Here is a 17,338-nt window from a genome sequence, read left to right on the forward strand (position 1 = left end):
GGGCATGGCGGGCCGGGGTGCATCGGAGCAGCCGCAGCGGGCGGAACCCGCGGCGGCCGTTGCCCCGCTCCTGCCGGACGACCCCGCGGCCGGGGTGCTCGACCTGTTAGGCGACCCGTCGGCCCGGGAGGTGCACCTGACGTCGCGGCCGGAGTCCGCGTCCACCGCCCGCCGGCTGGCACTGTCCGTGATCAGGATGTGGGGGCTCACCTCGCACGGGGACACCGTCGAACTGCTCGTCTCGGAACTCGTCGGCAATGCCGTACGGCACACCGGCGCTCGGACGTTCGGGCTGCGGATGCAGCGCCGCAGGGGCTGGATCAGAATCGAAGTGCGGGATCCCTCGCGGGCGTTGCCCTGCCTGCTGCCGGTGCGGGACCTGGACGTCAGCGGCCGCGGACTGTTCCTCGTGGACACCCTCTCCGACCGCTGGGGTGTGGACCTGCAGCCACGCGGCAAGACCACCTGGTTCGAACTGCGGATCGGCGAGCGCTGAGCACGCCACCGGCGCGAGGTGGCCGGGCGGCCCTGATCGGGGACAAGAAGAGGCCCTCCGCGTCGGGGGGGGGGTGACAGCGAGAGGGCCTCTTCGGTTCCGCCGCGGAGCAGGGGGGGTGTGTCCGCGGCGTCTGTGGAACGGCCGAGCCCGGGTCTGGGCGCCGTTGGAATCGACTCTCGCACAGCACGGGGGTCGGGGGCAAATCGAAGCATCGTGGCATTTGCCCACAAAATGGGCGTGAGGTCGGTGAATGCAAGGGTGAGATGGGCCACTCGCCTTCTAAATGATGGCCGAATATCCTCATAGCCTTCTCATGTAAAAGATCGGTAAGGGCATTCCGGGGGGTGTCCCTGAGGGGGGGTGGGGGTAGCCCCCACCCCGGATCGGGGAAAGGCCGGATGGGCTGGGTGAGTTGGGTGCGCGAGAGTCGGGTGGACGCCGAAACTCCCGAGGAGAGACCGCCCGATGACTCGCACCGCAGGCAGCGCGCCGGCCGCGCACCCGGCAGCAGCAGCCCTCGCCGCGGTCCCCGCCGCGCCCCGGTCGGCCCTGCTCTCCTTCGTCCGGTTCGTCGTCTGCGGAGGCGGCGTCACCCTGCTGGCCTCCGGGGCGCTGCTGCTGATCGGTGACCGGGTGCCGCTCGCCGTGGCCAACGCGGGTCTCACCGTCGCCTCCACGGTGCTGGCCACCGAACTGCACGGGCGGTTCACCTTCGGCCGCGGCGGGGCGAGTTGGCGCGACCACGCGGCGAGCGGGCTGACCGTCCTGATGTCGTACCTGTTCACCACCGGCGCCCTGCTGGCCTTCGACGGCGTCCACCCGGGCGGCGGCGCCCTGCTGCGGCAGGGCGTCTACCTGACCGCCTCCGCGCTCGCCGGGCTGGCCCGCTTCCTGCTGCTGCGGTACGTCGTCTTCGCGCAGGGCCGTCCCGCCGCACGAGGGCAGGCGCGCGCGCAGGCGCGACTCCGCACACGACCGCGGGCGGTCCCGCAGGCGCGACCGGCCGCCGCGGCGGCGTGACGCTCGCGCGCCGGCTCCGCGGTTCGGTCTGCACGGGCACGGCGGTGCGGCGACGATGGAACGTGCGGACCGTTCCGCGGCCGGACCGTTCCGCGGCCGGACCGGTCCTGCCGCAGGACCGGCCGGGTGCCCGGACCGCCCGGACACGCCGGCAGACGCACACGACGCGCGCAGATCCACCGACCCACCGACCCATCGTCGTAAGGACCGTGAATCCCATGCCCAAGGCCATCGTCTTCGCCGAGTTCGGCTCCCCTGACGTCCTCCGCCTCCAGGACGTCGAGGCCCCGCAGCCGGGCCCCGGCCAGGTGCGCATCGCCGTGAAGATCGCCGGTGTCAACGCCCTCGACAGCAAGATCAGGTCCGGCTCGATGAGCCAGGTCTTCCCCGTCACGCTGCCGCACGTCCCCGGCGTCGAGGCGTCCGGCGTGGTCGACGCGCTCGGCGAGGGCGTCGAGGGGCTGGCCGTCGGCGACGCGGTGTTCGGCCCGACCGACACCGGCTCCTACGCGGAGTTCGCGCTCGCCGACGCGGCCAAGGTCGTCCGCAAGCCCGACAGCGTGACCTGGGAGCAGGCTGCCGCCATCCCGGTGGCGGACGAGACCTCCTACCGGGCGCTGGAACTGCTGGACCTCAAGCCCGGGGAGACGCTGCTGGTGCACGCGGCGGCCGGCGCGGTCGGCGGCGTGGCCGTGCAGGTCGCCGTCGCCCGCGGGCTGACCGTCGTCGGCACCGCGAGCGAGGCCAACCACGACCATCTGCGCGCCCTCGGCGCGATCCCGGTCGCCTACGGCGACGGGCTGGTGGACCGGGTCCGCGCGGTGGCCCCGCAGGGCGTCGACGCGGCCCTGGACGCCGCCGGCCGCGGCGGTGCCGTTGCCGCGTCCATCGAGCTGACCGGCGGCACGGACCGCGTGGTCTCCATCGCCGACGCGGTGGGCGCCGCCAAGCAGGGCGTCCGGTTCACCTCCGGCGGGCCCGGCCAGTACCGGGGCGGACCGGCCTTCGAGGAGGCGCTGGCGCTGCTGGCGGCCGGCAAGCTGGACCTGCCCGTGCACCGCGTCCTCCCGCTCGCCGAGGCCGCGGAAGCGCAGCGGCTGAGCGAGGCCGGGCACCTGTCCGGCAAGCTCCTGCTCACCGTCTGAGCCCCGGAGCGCGGCAGGGGCGGGCCGGACACCGGGTCCGGCCCGCCCCGCGCGAGGTGGTGCGCGGCCGGGGATACGCCGCAGCGGGCGCGCCGCCGGACGGTGCCCGGCGGCGCGCCCGCCACCTCGGGCGCCTCAGGTGCCGAGCACCTGGAATTCCCACAGCGAGTAGCCGTACGCGGTGGCCCGCTGCGTGCCGTACATCCGCACGTAGCGGCCGGAACCGGAGACCGCGAGCGTCTGGTCGCCACCGGTGCCCGACGCCGTCGAGTAGATCGTCGTCCAGTTCGTGCCGTCGTTCGACGTCTGGATCTGGAACGCCTTGGCGTACGCCGCCTCCCAGTCGAGCCTGATCTGGCTGATGGCGTGGGTGGCGCCGAGGTCCACCCGCAGCCACTGCGGGTCGCTGAACGCGCTCGACCAGCGGGTGCCGGTGCTGCCGTCGGTGGCCGCGGACGCCGGGGTGCCGGTGTTCTCGGTGGACGACGCGGTGGTGGGCCGGCCCTGCGAGAGCGGCGCGGCGGAACCGCCGACCGGCGCCTTGTTGTAGACGGCCACGTAGTCGATGTTCATCTGGCCGCCGGAGACCGTGGAGGCGTTGGGACCGCCGCCGAAGGCGTCCGGGAAGCCGCCGCCCATCGCCAGGTCGTAGATGATGAAGAACGGATGGTCGACGGCGTTCGCCCATGTCGTGGCGTCCACCTGGTTCGCCTTCACCGTGAAGTAGTTGGCGCCGTCCAGGTACCAGCGGATCTGCTCGGGCGACACCGACCGGTCGATCTGCACCGCGTAGGTGTGGTAGCCGGTCTGGCAGCCGGAGCAGGCGTGTTCACCGGACCCGATGCCGGTGCTCTCGTTGCACGGGCCGCCCGGATTGGTGCCGCAGTGCAGCGTGCCGAACACCGAGCTGCGGGAGTTGATGTCCTCCAGGATGTCGACCTCGCCGGACGTCGGCCAGGTGGTCCCGGTCCGCAGCGTCGAGCCCAGCATCCAGAACGCCGGCCAGTACCCGGCGCCGTTGGCCGTCGTCAGGTTCGGCTGCTGGATGGAGGACTGCATCATCACCACGCCGCCGGGCGGCGCGCCGAACGAGGAGGACTGGGTCTCGATCCGGCCGGAGGTCCAGCCCGCCCGCGGATCGCTGCCCGAGTGCAGCGCCTTGAGCACCAGGTGGCCGTTGCCGTCCTGGTAGACGTTGGAGGTGCTGTTGGTCATCGTCTCGATCTCGCCGGTGCCGAAGCTGCTGCCGGGACCGGTGTCGTACTTCCAGTCGGCGCCGTTGACGCCGGTGCCGGCCGTGCCGCCGAAGTCGTCGCTCCAGGTGGTGGTGAAGCCGGCGGGCGGGCCTGGCACCGCGTGCGGGGCCGCGGCCGGCGCCGCGGGGGCGGCCGCCGGGGTGGCGGCGCCGCCGGTGCCGGTGGCCGCGGTGATTCCGGCCACGCTCAGCGCGGCGACCGCGAGGGCGGCCATGCCGAGCCGGGTGCGGGAGCGGCGGGCGCGGTGGCCGCGCGGCGGAGCGCCCGGGTGCTCGGCCGGCGGGTGTGCGGGGGTGACGGGCATGACGTTCTCCTGACCGGGTGGGGGGACCGTGTCGAGGCGTCCGGCGCTCTTGAGAGCGCTCTCTGGTCACCGAGTTGTCTATAGCCCCATCCGTCACACGTCAAGGTCCCCGGCGCGCACGACGGCGGGCCCGGGTCATCTCGACCCGGGCCCGCCGTACGGGAGTTCACCGGTGGGAGGTCACGGCTGGAGCCGGACCACCTGCGGCTCGTGGTCGCTGGTCTGGTCGGCGAACTCGGCGTTGATGTGCACCACGTCGTACTCGACGTGCTTCATGTTCGGGCTGACCAGGATGTGGTCGAGCACCTGCGAGTTGCCTTCGTAGACGTAGGAGTAACGCTCCTTGACCGGAAGGGTGTTGACCAGGTCGGTGAGGACCTTGCCGTTGCCCGTCAGGCTGAGCACGGCCGGCGAGAACTGGTAGTCGTTCAGGTCGCCGAGGACCACCACGTTGGCCTTCGGGTCGGCCTTCTCCAGCTGCTCGACGAAGTCGTGCTCGATGACGGCCTGGCGCACCCGCTGCACCTCGGAGCTGCGCACCGGGGGCTGGAAGCGGCTGTCGATGCCCTGGTCGCCGCCCTTGCTGTCGAAGTGGTTGGCGATCACGAACAGCTTCTTGCCACGGAAGGTGAACTCGCCGGCCAGCGGCTTGCGGCTGGTGTTCCACGCCGGGTCGTTGGGCGCGATCCGGCCGGGGGACGCGGTCAGCGCCGTCTGGTCACCGGTGCCGGTGATGCCGACCGCGGTGGTCGAGTCGCCGCCCGGGCGGTCGACGAAGCCCACCCGGTCCGCGTTGAACAGGAACGCCTGGCGGATGTTGCCGCCGGGCTGGCCGCCGTCCTTGTCGTTGACCGGGTCGATCTCGCGCCACTGGTAGTGCGGGCCGCCCGCCGCCGCGATGGCGTCGACCAGCTTGTTCAGCGTCTTGTCCGCGGCCACCGTGCCGTCGTCGGTCGCGCCGTTGTTGTCCTGGATCTCCTCCAGGGCGACGATGTCGGGCGAGCGCAGGTTGGTGACCAGGCCCTTGGCCAGCCGGTCGAACTTCGACTGCGGGTTGTCCGGCGCCAGGTTCTCCACGTTGTACGTGGCCACGGACGCCTGGTTGTCCTTGGCCTTGTCGGTCACCTCGGGCTGCAGCCCGCCGCTCTTGACCGCCCCGATCGTCCGCGCCTGGATGGCGTAGGTGCCGGCGAACTGGTTGTAGTCCAGCGGGCCGGCGGTGGTGCCGGTCAGGGTGTCGCCGACGTTGGCGACCGGGAACGCCTGGGTGGCCGCCGGGATCAGCGACTGCACCATCAGACGGCCGGAGTTGGGCTGGTCGTACCCGGTGTACAGGGTGCCGCCGCGCTTGGTCGGGTTCTGGTCCGGCTTGACCGTCACCCACAGCTCGGAGTACGGGTCGGTGGCGCCGACCACCCGGGTGTTGGCGATCTGCACGTTCATCCCCTCGAGGGAGGCGTACAGGTCCAGCGCGTACTCGCTCGGCCGCAGCGGCACGTTCTCGATGCTGCCACCGCCGGCGCTCGGCACGAAGGCGTCCGGCACCGAGTTCGCGTTCAGCACCACCGGGGCGGGCAGCGGGTTGCCGCTGGAGACCTTGGTCACCGTGGGCTTGGTCAGCTCGGTGACGGCCTGGCCGCCGGCGGTCGCGCCGCCCGGGTAGTACTGGGAGACCGTCGCGGTGACGGTCACCGAGTCGCCCACCGCGACGGTCGGGGTGGAGCTGGTGAAGACGTAGATGCCCTCGCTGGTACGGGGGTTGTCGTCCGGGTTGGGGTCCTGCATCCAGAAGCCCTTGGACGAGCCGGTGCTGCGCACGCCGGTGACGATGCCGGGGACGTCGCCGACCGCCTTGCCGTCCAGCGGGGAGACCCGGGTGTCGCCCTGGATGTCGTGGATCCGGGCCGCGGCCGGCGGCGTGGTGGTGGGCGGCGTGGTGGGCGGCGTGGTCGGCGGGGTGGTGCCGGTGCCGGAGCCGGAGCTCTGCGGGGTGGGCGCGCCGGCGGTGAAGTCGGCGGCGTTGTCGTCGGTGTCGGCGAGGTTCGCGGCCCGCGTCACCGAGTCGGTGTTGCTCGCGCCGGCCGCGGCGCCGCTGCCCTCGTGCACGACGGCGGTGCCGTATCCGACGAGGTCCTTCACCCGCGGGTCGGCCGCGCAGTCCGCGGCGGTCAGGCAGGTCAGCGGGTCGGCGCCGGACACCAGCGCGATGGTGCCGCTGGTGCCGGACATGGCGATGGTGCCGGTGGCGTCGGGCGTGGGCAGCGCGGTGGTGCCGCCGGTGCCGGCGGCCTCGGCCACCAGGTAGCGGCCGCCGCCGGACAGCGTGCCGCCGAGCGTGGTGACCTGCCACTTGGAGGTGCCGGACGGGCTGCCCGACAGGTACTGGACGGTGTAGCCGCTCATGTCGAGCGGCGCGGCACCGGCGTTGGCCAGCTCGACGAAGTCGTTGGTGTACGTGGCGCCGGAGTTGCCGCCGCCCCCGTAGACCTCGGCGATCAGGCCGTCGGAGGACGGCGTCGCGAAGGCGGAGTGGACGGTCACACCGGCCAGGACGACCGCGCCGGCTATGCCGATCGGCAGCATGCGGCGGAGGATCTGGGAACGGGCAGGACCCGTGGAACGGGGTCTCGCGGGCTGGGAGGGGGTGGCCTCGGAAGAGTGCGACACCTGAGGGTCTCTCCTTCGTGCGGGACGGCACTATGACATGACGCGACATCAGTCCCGCGGTGCGGGGGAGCGCGAACGGGCCTCAAGATACGCGCGTAGAACGAGGCCGAGAAGGAGTTCCGAGGTTAAATCTGGGTGCCGAAGGTGAACTGTCTCCACAGACGGGTGGTTTGTCCGGCGGGCCGTCCGGCCGGCCCTTCGAGGGGCCTTCCGGTGCCGCGGACGATCAGTGCGCGGGCACCGGCGCGGTGGCGCACTGCCCCCGCATTCCGGTCACGATGAGGTCGATTCCGCGTCCGTAGTACTCGTCGGTGCTGGGGCATTCGGTGAGCGGTTCGGCGGCCGCGACGAGGTGCGGGTAGCGCGCCGGGTCGAGCGAGAGCAGCCGGGCGCGCCGGACCCGCACCTGCTCGTCCTGCACCGCGGGATCGGGGTGCCGGGTCCGGCCGGGCTCCGTGACCACCAGCGTGACAAGGAAGTTGAGGGCCTGGCAGGCGGCCTCCGCGCTCTGCTCCAGGTCCATCCCCGCGTCCCCCAGCAGGGACAGGGCGCGTTCGGTGAGGGCCAGTCCCGGTTCGCAGGCCAGCATGCGGTCGAACAGCAGCGGGGCGGTGCTCGGGTGCGGCCGCATCGCGGCGAGGAACGCGGTGAGCAGGTCGTGCATCTGCTCGTGCCACGCCCGGTCGTCTGCGGCCGGTGGCCGGACGTCGTCCAGCACGCTCTCGGCGAGGGCTTCGAGGAGCCCGTCCTTGTCGGCGAAGTGCCGGTACAGCGCCATCGGTGTCACGTCGTGCTGCTGGGCGACCCGCCGCACCGTGACCGCGTCCAGGCCCTCGGCGTCGGCCACGGACATGGCCGTGGCGACCAGCTCGTCCCTGTTCAAGCGCCTCTGTGCGGGCATCTGCACGCCTTTCCGTCCCGGTGTCGTGTGTACAGCGTACGCAATGGGGCGGCGGGCCTCGCGGTCCCGCCGGCCGGCGGAGGCTGAAGGTATACGACGTACACGGCAGGTGTGTATGGTGGACGCCGAAAGCATACGTCGTATACCTACGTATGGGGAGACCACCATGCGACGCAGTCCCTGGGCCACGCTGACGGTGCTGGCCCTCGCCCAGTTCATCGTCGTGCTCGACGTGACGATCGTGAACGTCGCGCTGCCCGACATCCAGCAGGACCTCGGCTTCACCGCCGACGGGCTGCAGTGGGTGATCAGCGCGTACACCCTGCTCTTCGGCGGCTTCCTGCTGCTCGGCGGGCGGGCCGCAGACCTGTTCGGCGCCCGGCGGGTGTTCGTCGCCGGGCTCGTGCTGTTCGGCGCCACCTCGCTGCTCGGCGGCCTGGCCGGCTCGCCCGGGCTGCTGATCGCGGCCCGCGCGGTGCAGGGCCTGGGCGGCGCGCTGCTGTCGCCGGCCGCGCTGTCCATCCTCACCGTCACCTTCGAGCACGGCCGCCGCCGCAACATCGCGATGGGCGTGTGGGGCGGACTCGCCGGGCTCGGCGGCACCCTCGGTGTGGTGGCCGGCGGCCTGCTCGTCGACTCCTTCAGCTGGCGCTGGGTGTTCATCGTCAACGTGCCGATCGTCGTCGCGCTGGTCGCCGTCACCCCGGTCTTCGTCCGCCGGGCCGTCGTGCACGCGGGCGACCGCGGCTTCGACCTGCTCGGCGCGGTGCTCGGCACCGGCGGGCTGCTCGCCCTGGTCTACGGGGTGGTCCGCGCGGAGCCGGCCGGCTGGTCCTCCGCCGAGGTGATCGGCTGCCTGGCCGCGGGCGTCGTCCTGCTGGTCGCGTTCGTCGCAGTCGAGGCCCGCGTGGACGCGCCGCTGGTGCCGCTGCGGCTGCTGCGGAACCGGGCGCTGAGCACCGCGGGCGGGGCGCTGGCCCTGAACGGGGCCGCGTTCCTGTCCATGTTCTTCCTGACCGCGCTGTTCCTGCAGCAGGCGCGGGGCGGCTCGGCGCTGCGGGCCGGCGTGGAGTTCCTGCCGATGGGCGGCGCGGCGATCGCCGCGGCGGTCGCGACCACGCCGCTGGTGACGCGGTTCGGCACGCGGCCGGTGCAGTTCGCCGGGGCGGCGCTCAACGTGGCCGGGCTGCTGCTGCTCGCCCGGGCCGGCGTCCACGGCTCGTACGCGAGCGAACTGCTGCCCGGGCTGCTGCTGTTCGGCACCGGCATCATCGGGGTGGCCGTGCCCGGGCAGATCGCGGCGGTGGTCGACGTGTCCGCGCGGGAGGCGGGGGCCGCTTCCGGAGTGGTCACGGCCTTCTACCAGGTCGGCGGTGCGCTCGGGCTGGCGGTCGTCTCGACCCTGTCCACGTCGCGCGCGACGGCCGCGCTCGCGTCGGGGGACGCGCCCGCGCAGGCGTTCACCGCGGGGTTCCACCGGGGGCTCCTGGTCGCGGCGGCTTTCTCTGTCGCGACGGTCCTGGTCACCCTGGCTTCTCCCCGGCTGGCGCCCACCCAGTCCCAGATCGCCGAGGCCGCGGCCACGGCGTAGCCCTTCTCTTTCTCCCGGGTCCCGGCGTCCGGGGTGCCTCGCGCTGCGCGTGGCCGTCTGGTGGTCTCGTCGCGGCTGGTCCGCATCCGGGTTGCCCTCGGTTTCCGGGGTGCCCCCGAGCCTGCTTTGCCGTCGAACGGGATCGTCCCGCCTGAGCGCGCAGTTCCTCGCGCCCCTGGCGGTGCACGTTCGGTGGGTGGGGTCGGGGCCGCCACGGGAGTGTCTCCTCGGAACTGTGCGTGCGGGTCTTTTCGTGGGGTGGGCCGGGTGTGTGCACAGTTCCTGCGGGGACACTCCCGCACCGTCCCCTCCCGGGCTGGCCCCCGTCTGCGGGAGGGACTTGGGACGGGGGTCACCCCCGCAGGGGCGCGGGGAACTGCGCGCCCAGCCACAGCGAACCGTCGGACGGCAACGCGCCCGAAGGGGCAGCCCGGAGGCCGGGAGGGGCGAGGGGGAGCGTCCCGGGGTGGCGGCGGGTGGGGGTGCCTAGGCCGAGAGTGGTTGGGGTTCGCAGGGGTGGGCGCAGGCCGAGGCCAAGGTGTCGGTGGACAACCCGAGCGCCGCGGCCAGCGCCACGACAGTGAAGAAAGCCGGGGTCGGCGCCCGCCCTGTCTCGATCTTGCGGAGCGTCTCCGCGGAGATGCCCGCGGCCGCGGCCACCTCCGTCATCGTCCGATCGCCGCGAGCCTCCCGCAGCAGCGTGCCCAGGCGCTCTCCGCGCTCGCGTTCCTCGGGGGTGAGCGGATTCCGTACCATGGCCGTGATACTAATACCGGTATAAGAATTGGTCGACCGGGAGGGTGCGGAAACATGGTGGAGATCAAGAGCGACGCGTCGCTGGACGCGATGCGCGAGGCGGGCCGCGTCGTGGCCGACGCCCTCGCCGCCGCGCGCGACGCGGCCGCCGTCGGGGTGACGCTGCAGGCCCTGGACGAGGCCGCGCGGGCGGTGCTCACGGCCGCCGGCGCCAGCTCGCCGTTCCTGGGCTACCAGCCCTCGTTCGCCCCCACCCCGTTCCCCGCCGTGATCTGCGCCTCGGTCAACGACGCCGTGGTGCACGGCATCCCGGACGGCTACCGGCTGCGCGACGGCGACCTCGTCAGCATCGACTGCGGCGCCGAACTCGACGGCTGGACCGGCGACGCCGCCATCAGCTTCACCGTGGGCACGCCCCGCCCGGAGGACGTCCGGCTGATCACGGCCACCCGGCAGGCCCTGGAGGACGGCATCGCCGCGGCCACCGTCGGCAACCGGCTCGGCGACATCGCGCACGCGGTGAGCCGGGTCGCCCGGCGCGCCGCCTGCGGCATGCCCGAGGACTTCGGCGGCCACGGCATCGGCCGGCGCATGCACGAGGACCCGCACGTGCCCAACTTCGGCCGCCCCGGCCGGGGTTTCCCGCTGCGGCACGGCCTGACGCTGGCCATCGAGCCGATGCTGATGTCCGGCGGCCGGAACTCCTACCGCACCGACCCCGACGGCTGGACCCTCCGCACCACCGACGGCTCCCGTGCGGCCCACTTCGAGCACACCATCGCGATCACCGCCGACGGCCCCCGCATCCTGACCCTGCCCTGACCGGTTGCCGGCGGGGCGGCCCCGGAGGCGTGCCCAACCACCACCGCGTGCCCGGTCGTTGGGCGGGCGCGTGCGGGTGCGAGACTCCTCGCATGCCCGAGCCGCGCGCCCGGCGGCCGCACCAGCTGCGCGCCGCCGCCCTCCTGGTCCTCGCCCTCGCGGTCGCGCCCGCCGCGACCGGGTGCGGCGGACACCCCGCCGCGTCCGGCTGGGCCGACCCGGACAACGCGGGCCTGCCCGGCCCGGTGCGGATCGCCCCGGCCGACCGGGGCGCGGTGCCGGACGTGTCCGGGCCCACCGTCTCCGGCGGCCGCGACGGCACCGCCCGCCACCGGGGCCGGATCCTGGTGGTCAACGTGTGGGGCTCGCTGTGCGGGCCGTGCCGGGTCGAGGCCCCGGGCCTGGCGCGGGTGGCCCGCGACCTCGACGCGCAGGGCGTGAGCTTCCTCGGCGTCGACTCCCGCGACCTGTCGAAGGCGAGCGCCGCCGCCTTCGAGCGGCGCTACGGCCTGCCCTATCCGAGCCTGTACGACCCGCGGGGCACCCTGCTGCTCCGCTTCCCGCGCGGCAGCCTCGCCCCGCAGGCGATCCCGGCCACCCTCGTCCTCGACCGCCAGGGCCGGATCGCCGCGCACTACCTGGGCGCCCTCGACGAGCAGCGCCTGCGCGCCATGATCGCCCCCGTCCTCGCGGAACAGCCGCCGGCCTCCGCCGGCACCGGCAACCGCCCGTCCGGCGGCGCCCCTTCGGCCTGACGCCCGCCGGCTGGTTCCCCAACGCGCGCTGTCTCAGCGGCGTTCCGGGCGACCGGGCTGACCCGGTGCTCCCCGCGCGCCGGCGATCCCGCGGGGTCCGGCGCGGATTCCGGTTCCGCGTCCCGAGCGGCACCCGGTACGCCCCGTCCGGCCACCCGTCCAGGCCGCTCGGCTCCCGGGTCGCGTCTCCTTGGGAAGGACTTGAGCGGGTTCGGTGCGTCAAATGGCTGGCCGCTCGCGGTCGTTGGCCGCAAGCGGCCAGGCCAACCCCTCCCTGTCGCGCGGGCGAGCTGAAACTCTACGACCTCCCCCCCCTTTTGCGGTCCGCAGCCGCCCCGCCTCACCCGAGCGGGCCGCGGCCGGCCCATGCCGGCCCCGGCCCGCTCCCGCCGTTCCCGCCACCCGCTTACCGAGCCGGGCACGGGCAGCCGCTTCGAGCCCTGACCGCCCGGAGCGGCGGCCGGACGCGGGCGGCTACGCGGGCTGCCAGAGGGCGGGGACGTTGGGCGGTTCCCAGCCGGCCATGGACGTGTGGGCCTGGACGCAGCGGTAGGTCACGCCGTTGTACGTGACGACGGCGCCGGCCGCGTAGGCGGTGCCGGGGGCCCAGGTGCCGCTGCCCGGCGGGGTGGTGGGCGGGGTCGACGGCGGCGTCGAGGGCGGCGTGCCGTCGACGTCCAGCACGAAGTCGAACGTGGCCTGCTCGCCGGACCCGGCCGCCCGGACGTTCATCTCCAGCCGCGGATCGTAGTAGGCGTCCGTGCTGTTGCGCGGCTCGCCGGGGAAGTACAGCTGCGTGGTGAGCAGGGGCTGGCCGGGCGCCTGGACCTTGACGTGGATGTGCCGGGTGCGGCCCGGGTAGAGGCCGGGCACGACGGTGGTCAGGGTGAACGCGCCCAGCGGGGTGCTGAACTGGTGACCGCGCAGGGTGAACCCGGTCATGTCGTAGGCGCCGCTGTCGTCCGCCTGCCAGAAGTCGAGCAGCGCGCCGGCGACCGGCCGGCAGTCGCGGCCGAAGACGTAGCCGCTGAGCGCCAGCGGGGTGCCGGGCATGCCGCCGCCGGTGATGTCGGTGCGCAGCGGGGAGTCCGGCTTGAAGTAGGGGCCCTCGATGTTGGGGACGGTCGGCTCGTCGCCGTCCTGGCACGCGGGGGTCGCGGACAGGCCGCGCGCGGGCGCGGCGGCCGCCCGGTCGCGCGCCAGGGCGACACCGCCGCCGGTGACCAGCGGGACGGTGCCGGCGAGCAGCGCGGCCTTGATGAGGTTCTTGCGGCTGATGCCGCGGCTCTCCTCGGGGACGGCGGCGCCGTCCGCGTCGTGGTGGGGGGTGGACACGGCGAACTCCCTCGGGGTTCCGAAGTCGGCCGCGGGCGCGCGGAAGGGCGCCCGCGGGGCCGGCGCCGGGTGTGCGGCCGGCGTCCGGACCTGCGGCGAATCTAGGCGGGGCGGGAGGCCCCGGACGAGGGACGGTCCTGCGGCTTCGTGGTGCTTTTCGCCGACCACTCCGCGCGGAACCGGCCGGGCGCCGTCCCGGTCTCCCGCCGGAAGAAGCGGCAGAAGTACGCGGGGTCGGCGAAGCCGGACGCCGAAGCGATCTGGGCGACCGTCAAGTCCGTTGCGACGAGCAGCCGTTTGGCCTCCAGCACCTGCCGGGCCCGGATCAGCTGGCCGGGCGTGCGGCCGGTGCCGCGTTTGACCGCGTCGTGCAGATGGCTGGGGGACACGCCGAGTTCCCGGGCGTACCTCTCGACCGTCCGCAGCCTCAGGTCCCCCCGGGCGACCAACTCGCGGAAGCACGCCACGAGTTCCGCAGGGCGACCGCCCTCGTGCGCGGCGGCCGCCGGCGCCGTCGGTGCGGCGTTCGGGGCGATCGGGCAGACGCGGACGGCGCGCAGCAGGAAGACGTGCAGCAGCGACGACAGCACGTCCGCGTGCCCCCAGCCCGCCGCCCGGCGCTCCCGGTCCATCTCCCGCAGCACGCGGTGCAGTTCGGCCGCGGGCCCGCGGCCCGGCCGCAGCCCGCCGCGGGCGCTCAGCGTCCGCAGGGCGCCGGCGTCGGCGGGATGCGGCAGCAGGAAGTCCTCGTCGAACAGCACCAGCCAGCCGGCCATGTCCCGCGCGTCCTCCCAGTGGTGCACCTGGCCGGGGACCATCGCGTACAGGTACGGCGGAGCCGCGTCATGCCGCTCCAGATCGACGACGTGGGTCGCGCGGCCGCGGGTGACGAGCCCGATCTCGTAGAAGCTGTGCCGGTGCGGGACGCCCGCCCGGGCCAGCGGCCCGACCGCCGCGAACGAGCCGATCGCGAACGGCAGGACGCCCGGACGGTCCACGTCCAGACTGTGCAGTTCCACGGCTGCGGCCGCCGGATCGGGCATGGAGTCACCGTCCCCCGCCGCCTCCCCGGGAACACACCTCCCGCGGGGTTCCTAGGGTTCCCCCTATGCGGCGGGGCGGCGCGCCCGCCCGGTCAGCACTCGATGACGTTCACCGCGAGGCCGCCGCGGGCGGTCTCCTTGTACTTGATCTTCATGTCGGCGCCGGTCTCCTTCATGGTCTTGATGACCTTGTCCAGGGAGACGTGGTGGCGGCCGTCGCCGCGCATCGCCATCCGGGCGGCGGTGACGGCCTTGACCGCGGCCATGCCGTTGCGCTCGATGCACGGGATCTGCACCAGGCCGCCGACCGGGTCGCAGGTCAGACCGAGGTTGTGCTCCATGCCGATCTCGGCGGCGTTCTCCACCTGCTCGGGGGTGCCGCCCAGCACCTCGGCCAGGCCGCCCGCGGCCATCGAGCAGGCCGAGCCCACCTCGCCCTGGCAGCCGACCTCGGCGCCGGAGATCGAGGCGTTCTCCTTGAAGAGCATGCCGATGGCGCCCGCGGCCAGCAGGAAGCGGACGATGGCGTCCTCCTGCTCCTCCACCGGGGCGTTCTTCGGCGACACGAAGTTCAGGTAGTAGTGCAGCACCGCGGGGATGATGCCGGCGGCGCCGTTGGTCGGCGCGGTCACCACCCGGCCGCCGGCCGCGTTCTCCTCGTTGACCGCCATCGCGTAGAGGGTCACCCACTCCATCGCGTGGGTGGCCGGCTCGCCCTCGGCGCGCAGCTGGCGGGCGGACTGGGCGGCCCTGCGGCGCACCTTCAGGCCGCCCGGCAGGATCCCCTCGCGGGACATCCCGCGCGACACGCACGCCTGCATCACCTGCCAGATCTCCAGCAGCCCGGCCCGGATCTCGGCCTCGGTGCGCCACGCCTTCTCGTTCTCCAGCATTAGCTGGGAGATCGACAGCCCGGTGTCGCGGGACAGCCGCAGCAGCTCGTCGCCGGTGCGGAACGGGTGCCGCAGCACCGTGTCGTCCAGCTTGATCCGGTCCTCGCCCACGGCGTCCTCGTCCACCACGAAGCCGCCGCCGACCGAGTAGTAGGTCTTCTCCAGCAGCACCTCGCCGGCCGCGTCGTACGCGGCCAGCGTCATCCCGTTGGCGTGGTACGGCAGCGACCTGCGGCGGTGCAGCACCAGCTGGGTGTCCGGGTCGAAGTCGATCTCGTGGGCGCCGAGGATGCTCAGCTTCCGCGTGGCGTGGACGGCCGCGACCTCGTCGTCGGCGGTCTCCACGTTCACCGTGCGCGGCGCGTGGCCGGCCAGGCCCAGCAGCACCGCCTTGGGCGTGCCGTGGCCGTGCCCGGTGGCCCCCAGCGAGCCGAACAGCTCGGCGCGGACCGACGCGGTGTGGGCGAGCAGGCCCTCGTTCTTCAGCCGGTGCGCGAAGATGCCGGCGGCGCGCATCGGGCCCACGGTGTGCGAACTCGACGGGCCTATGCCGATCGAGAACAGGTCGAAGACCGAGATTGCCATGTGCGGGGGCTCCTGTCTGGTGGGGGGACGCCGTTGTCCCCCCGGGGCCGGGGGTGCGCCCGGGCGGGCGCACCCCCGTTCGGGGACTTACGTGTACAGCGGGTGCTTCGCGGCGAGAGCGGTGACCCGCTCCCGCAGGACCGTCGCGTCGTGCACGGGCTTCAGCGCCTGCGCGATGATGTCGGCGACCTCGCGGAAGTCCTCCGCGCCGAAACCGCGGGTGGCCAGCGCCGGGGTGCCGATCCGCAGGCCCGAGGTGACCATCGGCGGCCGCGGGTCGTTCGGGATGGCGTTGCGGTTGACGGTGATGCCGACCGCGTGCAGCCGGTCCTCGGCCTGCTGGCCGTCCAGCGCGGAGTCGCGCAGGTCGACCAGGACCAGGTGCACGTCCGTGCCGCCGGACAGCACCGAGACGCCCACCTCCGCGAGGTCCGGCCCGGTCAGCCGCTCGGCGAGGATCTTCGCGCCCTCCAGCGTACGGGACTGGCGGTCCTTGAACTCGTCCGTCGCCGCGGCCTTGAACGCGACCGCCTTCGCCGCGATCACGTGCTCCAGCGGGCCGCCCTGCTGGCCCGGGAACACCGCGGAGTTGATCTTCTTCGCCAGGTCCGCCCGGGACAGGATCACGCCGCCGCGCGGCCCGCCGAGGGTCTTGTGGGTCGTGGTGGTGACCACGTCCGCGTACGGCACGGGGGAGGGGTGCAGCCCGGCCGCGACCAGACCGGCGAAGTGCGCCATGTCGACCATCAGGTACGCGCCGACCTCGTCGGCGATCCGCCGGAACTCGGCGAAGTCCAGCTGCCGCGGGTACGCCGACCAGCCGGCGATGATCAGCTGCGGCCGGTGCTCCTTGGCGAGCTTCTCCACCTCGGCCATGTCGACCAGGTTGGTCTGCTCGTCCACGTGGTAGGCGGCGACCTTGTAGAGCTTGCCGGAGAAGTTGATCCGCATGCCGTGGGTGAGGTGCCCGCCGTGCGCCAGGTCCAGGCCCAGGATGGTGTCACCCGGCTTGAGCAGGGCGAACATCGCGGCCGCGTTGGCCTGCGCGCCCGAGTGCGGCTGGACGTTCGCCGCCTCGGCGCCGAACAGCGCCTTCACCCGGTCGATCGCCAGCTGCTCGATGACGTCGACGTTCTCGCAGCCGCCGTAGTAGCGGCGGCCCGGGTAGCCCTCGGCGTACTTGTTGGTCAGCACCGAGCCCTGCGCCTCGAGGACCGCCACCGGAGCGAAGTTCTCCGAGGCGATCATCTCCAGCGTGGACTGCTGGCGGTGCAGCTCGGCGTCGACCGCGGCCGCCACGTCCGGGTCGAACTCGTGCAGGGACTGGTTCAGGATCGGAAGCGACATCGTCCGCCCTCAGCCCGCGATGAACGCGTCGTACTCGGCGGCGGTCAGCAGATCGGCCGACTCCGCGGACTCGCGCACCTTGAAGAGCCAACCGCCCTCGAACGGAGCGGAGTTCACCAGGGACGGGTCGTCGACGACGTCCTGGTTGATCTCGGTGACCTCGCCGGACACCGGCGAGTACAGGTCGCTGACGGACTTGGTGGACTCCAGCTCGCCGCAGGTCTCGCCCGCGGAGACGGTCGCGCCGACCTCGGGGAGCTGGACGAACACGACGTCGCCGAGGGCGTCCGCGGCGTGCGACGTGATGCCCACCGTGGCGATCCCGCCCTCGGGGGCGGAGAGCCACTCGTGCTCCTTGCTGTAACGCAGCTGCTCAGGGTTGATGCTCATGTCGGAATTCTCCCGGATGGTTGCAGGTG

General features: G+C 73.5%; 15 protein-coding genes. 6 read left to right on the forward strand and 9 right to left on the reverse strand.

The window, feature by feature from the left end:
• Positions 1 to 4: 4 nt before the first annotated feature.
• The 3 genes from ACH4TG_RS11325 (at position 5) to ACH4TG_RS11335 (ending at position 2,664) form a co-directional block, all read left to right on the forward strand.
• Positions 5 to 496, forward strand: coding sequence for an ATP-binding protein (locus ACH4TG_RS11325; protein ID WP_398241936.1), 492 nt, complete (start codon positions 5 to 7; stop codon positions 494 to 496).
• Between the two features lie 468 nt (positions 497 to 964).
• A complete protein-coding gene (locus ACH4TG_RS11330; protein ID WP_398241937.1) occupies positions 965 to 1,519 on the forward strand; it encodes a hypothetical protein in 555 nt (184 codons plus the stop codon).
• A 218-nt stretch (positions 1,520 to 1,737) separates the two neighbouring features.
• Positions 1,738 to 2,664, forward strand: coding sequence for an NADP-dependent oxidoreductase (locus ACH4TG_RS11335; RefSeq protein WP_398241938.1), 927 nt, complete (start codon positions 1,738 to 1,740; stop codon positions 2,662 to 2,664).
• A gap of 135 nt (positions 2,665 to 2,799) precedes the next feature.
• Here the strand turns inward: ACH4TG_RS11335 and ACH4TG_RS11340 are convergent, their stop codons facing one another.
• The 3 genes from ACH4TG_RS11340 to ACH4TG_RS11350 form a co-directional block, all read right to left on the reverse strand.
• Positions 2,800 to 4,224 (reverse strand): discoidin domain-containing protein, encoded by a 1,425-nt coding sequence (locus ACH4TG_RS11340; RefSeq protein ID WP_398241939.1) that lies wholly within the window; start codon positions 4,222 to 4,224, stop codon positions 2,800 to 2,802.
• Between the two features lie 180 nt (positions 4,225 to 4,404).
• Positions 4,405 to 6,807, reverse strand: coding sequence for an endonuclease/exonuclease/phosphatase family protein (locus ACH4TG_RS11345; protein ID WP_398241940.1), 2,403 nt, complete (start codon positions 6,805 to 6,807; stop codon positions 4,405 to 4,407).
• A 310-nt stretch (positions 6,808 to 7,117) separates the two neighbouring features.
• Positions 7,118 to 7,792, reverse strand: a complete 675-nt coding sequence (locus tag ACH4TG_RS11350; protein ID WP_398241941.1) for a TetR/AcrR family transcriptional regulator — start codon at positions 7,790 to 7,792, stop codon at positions 7,118 to 7,120.
• Positions 7,793 to 7,958: 166 nt separating this feature from the next.
• On the opposite strand from ACH4TG_RS11350, the gene ACH4TG_RS11355 reads away from it, so the two are divergent.
• Positions 7,959 to 9,383, forward strand: a complete 1,425-nt coding sequence (locus tag ACH4TG_RS11355) for an MFS transporter (RefSeq protein WP_398241942.1) — start codon at positions 7,959 to 7,961, stop codon at positions 9,381 to 9,383.
• Positions 9,384 to 9,869: 486 nt separating this feature from the next.
• Here ACH4TG_RS11355 and ACH4TG_RS11360 read toward each other — a convergent pair whose 3' ends face one another.
• Positions 9,870 to 10,139, reverse strand: coding sequence for a helix-turn-helix domain-containing protein (locus ACH4TG_RS11360; protein ID WP_398241943.1), 270 nt, complete (start codon positions 10,137 to 10,139; stop codon positions 9,870 to 9,872).
• 54 nt (positions 10,140 to 10,193) lie between these two features.
• On the opposite strand from ACH4TG_RS11360, the gene map reads away from it, so the two are divergent.
• Together map and ACH4TG_RS11370 are read left to right on the forward strand one after the other, a co-directional pair.
• Entirely contained in the window at positions 10,194 to 10,961 is a 768-nt protein-coding gene (gene map / locus ACH4TG_RS11365) for a type I methionyl aminopeptidase (protein WP_398241944.1), read from the forward strand.
• A gap of 92 nt (positions 10,962 to 11,053) precedes the next feature.
• On the forward strand, positions 11,054 to 11,716 hold the full coding sequence (locus ACH4TG_RS11370) for a TlpA family protein disulfide reductase (protein WP_398241945.1): 663 nt from the start codon (positions 11,054 to 11,056) through the stop codon (positions 11,714 to 11,716).
• Positions 11,717 to 12,190: 474 nt separating this feature from the next.
• On the opposite strand, the gene ACH4TG_RS11375 is transcribed toward ACH4TG_RS11370, so the two are convergent.
• The 5 genes from ACH4TG_RS11375 to gcvH all read right to left on the reverse strand — a co-directional run bounded on the left by ACH4TG_RS11375 (position 12,191) and on the right by gcvH (position 17,309).
• Complete coding sequence (locus ACH4TG_RS11375) at positions 12,191 to 13,051, reverse strand: carbohydrate-binding protein (protein ID WP_398241946.1); 861 nt, start codon at positions 13,049 to 13,051, stop codon at positions 12,191 to 12,193.
• Between the two features lie 101 nt (positions 13,052 to 13,152).
• On the reverse strand, positions 13,153 to 14,094 hold the full coding sequence (locus ACH4TG_RS11380; protein WP_398241947.1) for an AraC family transcriptional regulator: 942 nt from the start codon (positions 14,092 to 14,094) through the stop codon (positions 13,153 to 13,155).
• Between the two features lie 92 nt (positions 14,095 to 14,186).
• Positions 14,187 to 15,572: an L-serine ammonia-lyase gene (locus tag ACH4TG_RS11385; RefSeq protein WP_398241948.1), complete on the reverse strand. Its 1,386-nt coding sequence runs from the start codon at positions 15,570 to 15,572 to the stop codon at positions 14,187 to 14,189.
• Positions 15,573 to 15,659: 87 nt separating this feature from the next.
• Positions 15,660 to 16,919: a serine hydroxymethyltransferase gene (glyA, locus tag ACH4TG_RS11390; protein ID WP_398241949.1), complete on the reverse strand. Its 1,260-nt coding sequence runs from the start codon at positions 16,917 to 16,919 to the stop codon at positions 15,660 to 15,662.
• Positions 16,920 to 16,928: 9 nt separating this feature from the next.
• Positions 16,929 to 17,309, reverse strand: a complete 381-nt coding sequence (gene gcvH / locus ACH4TG_RS11395) for a glycine cleavage system protein GcvH (RefSeq protein ID WP_398241950.1) — start codon at positions 17,307 to 17,309, stop codon at positions 16,929 to 16,931.
• Positions 17,310 to 17,338: the final 29 nt, after the last annotated feature.

Source organism: Streptomyces sp. NPDC020917 (assembly GCF_044333795.1).
GTDB lineage: Bacteria > Actinomycetota > Actinomycetes > Streptomycetales > Streptomycetaceae > Actinacidiphila.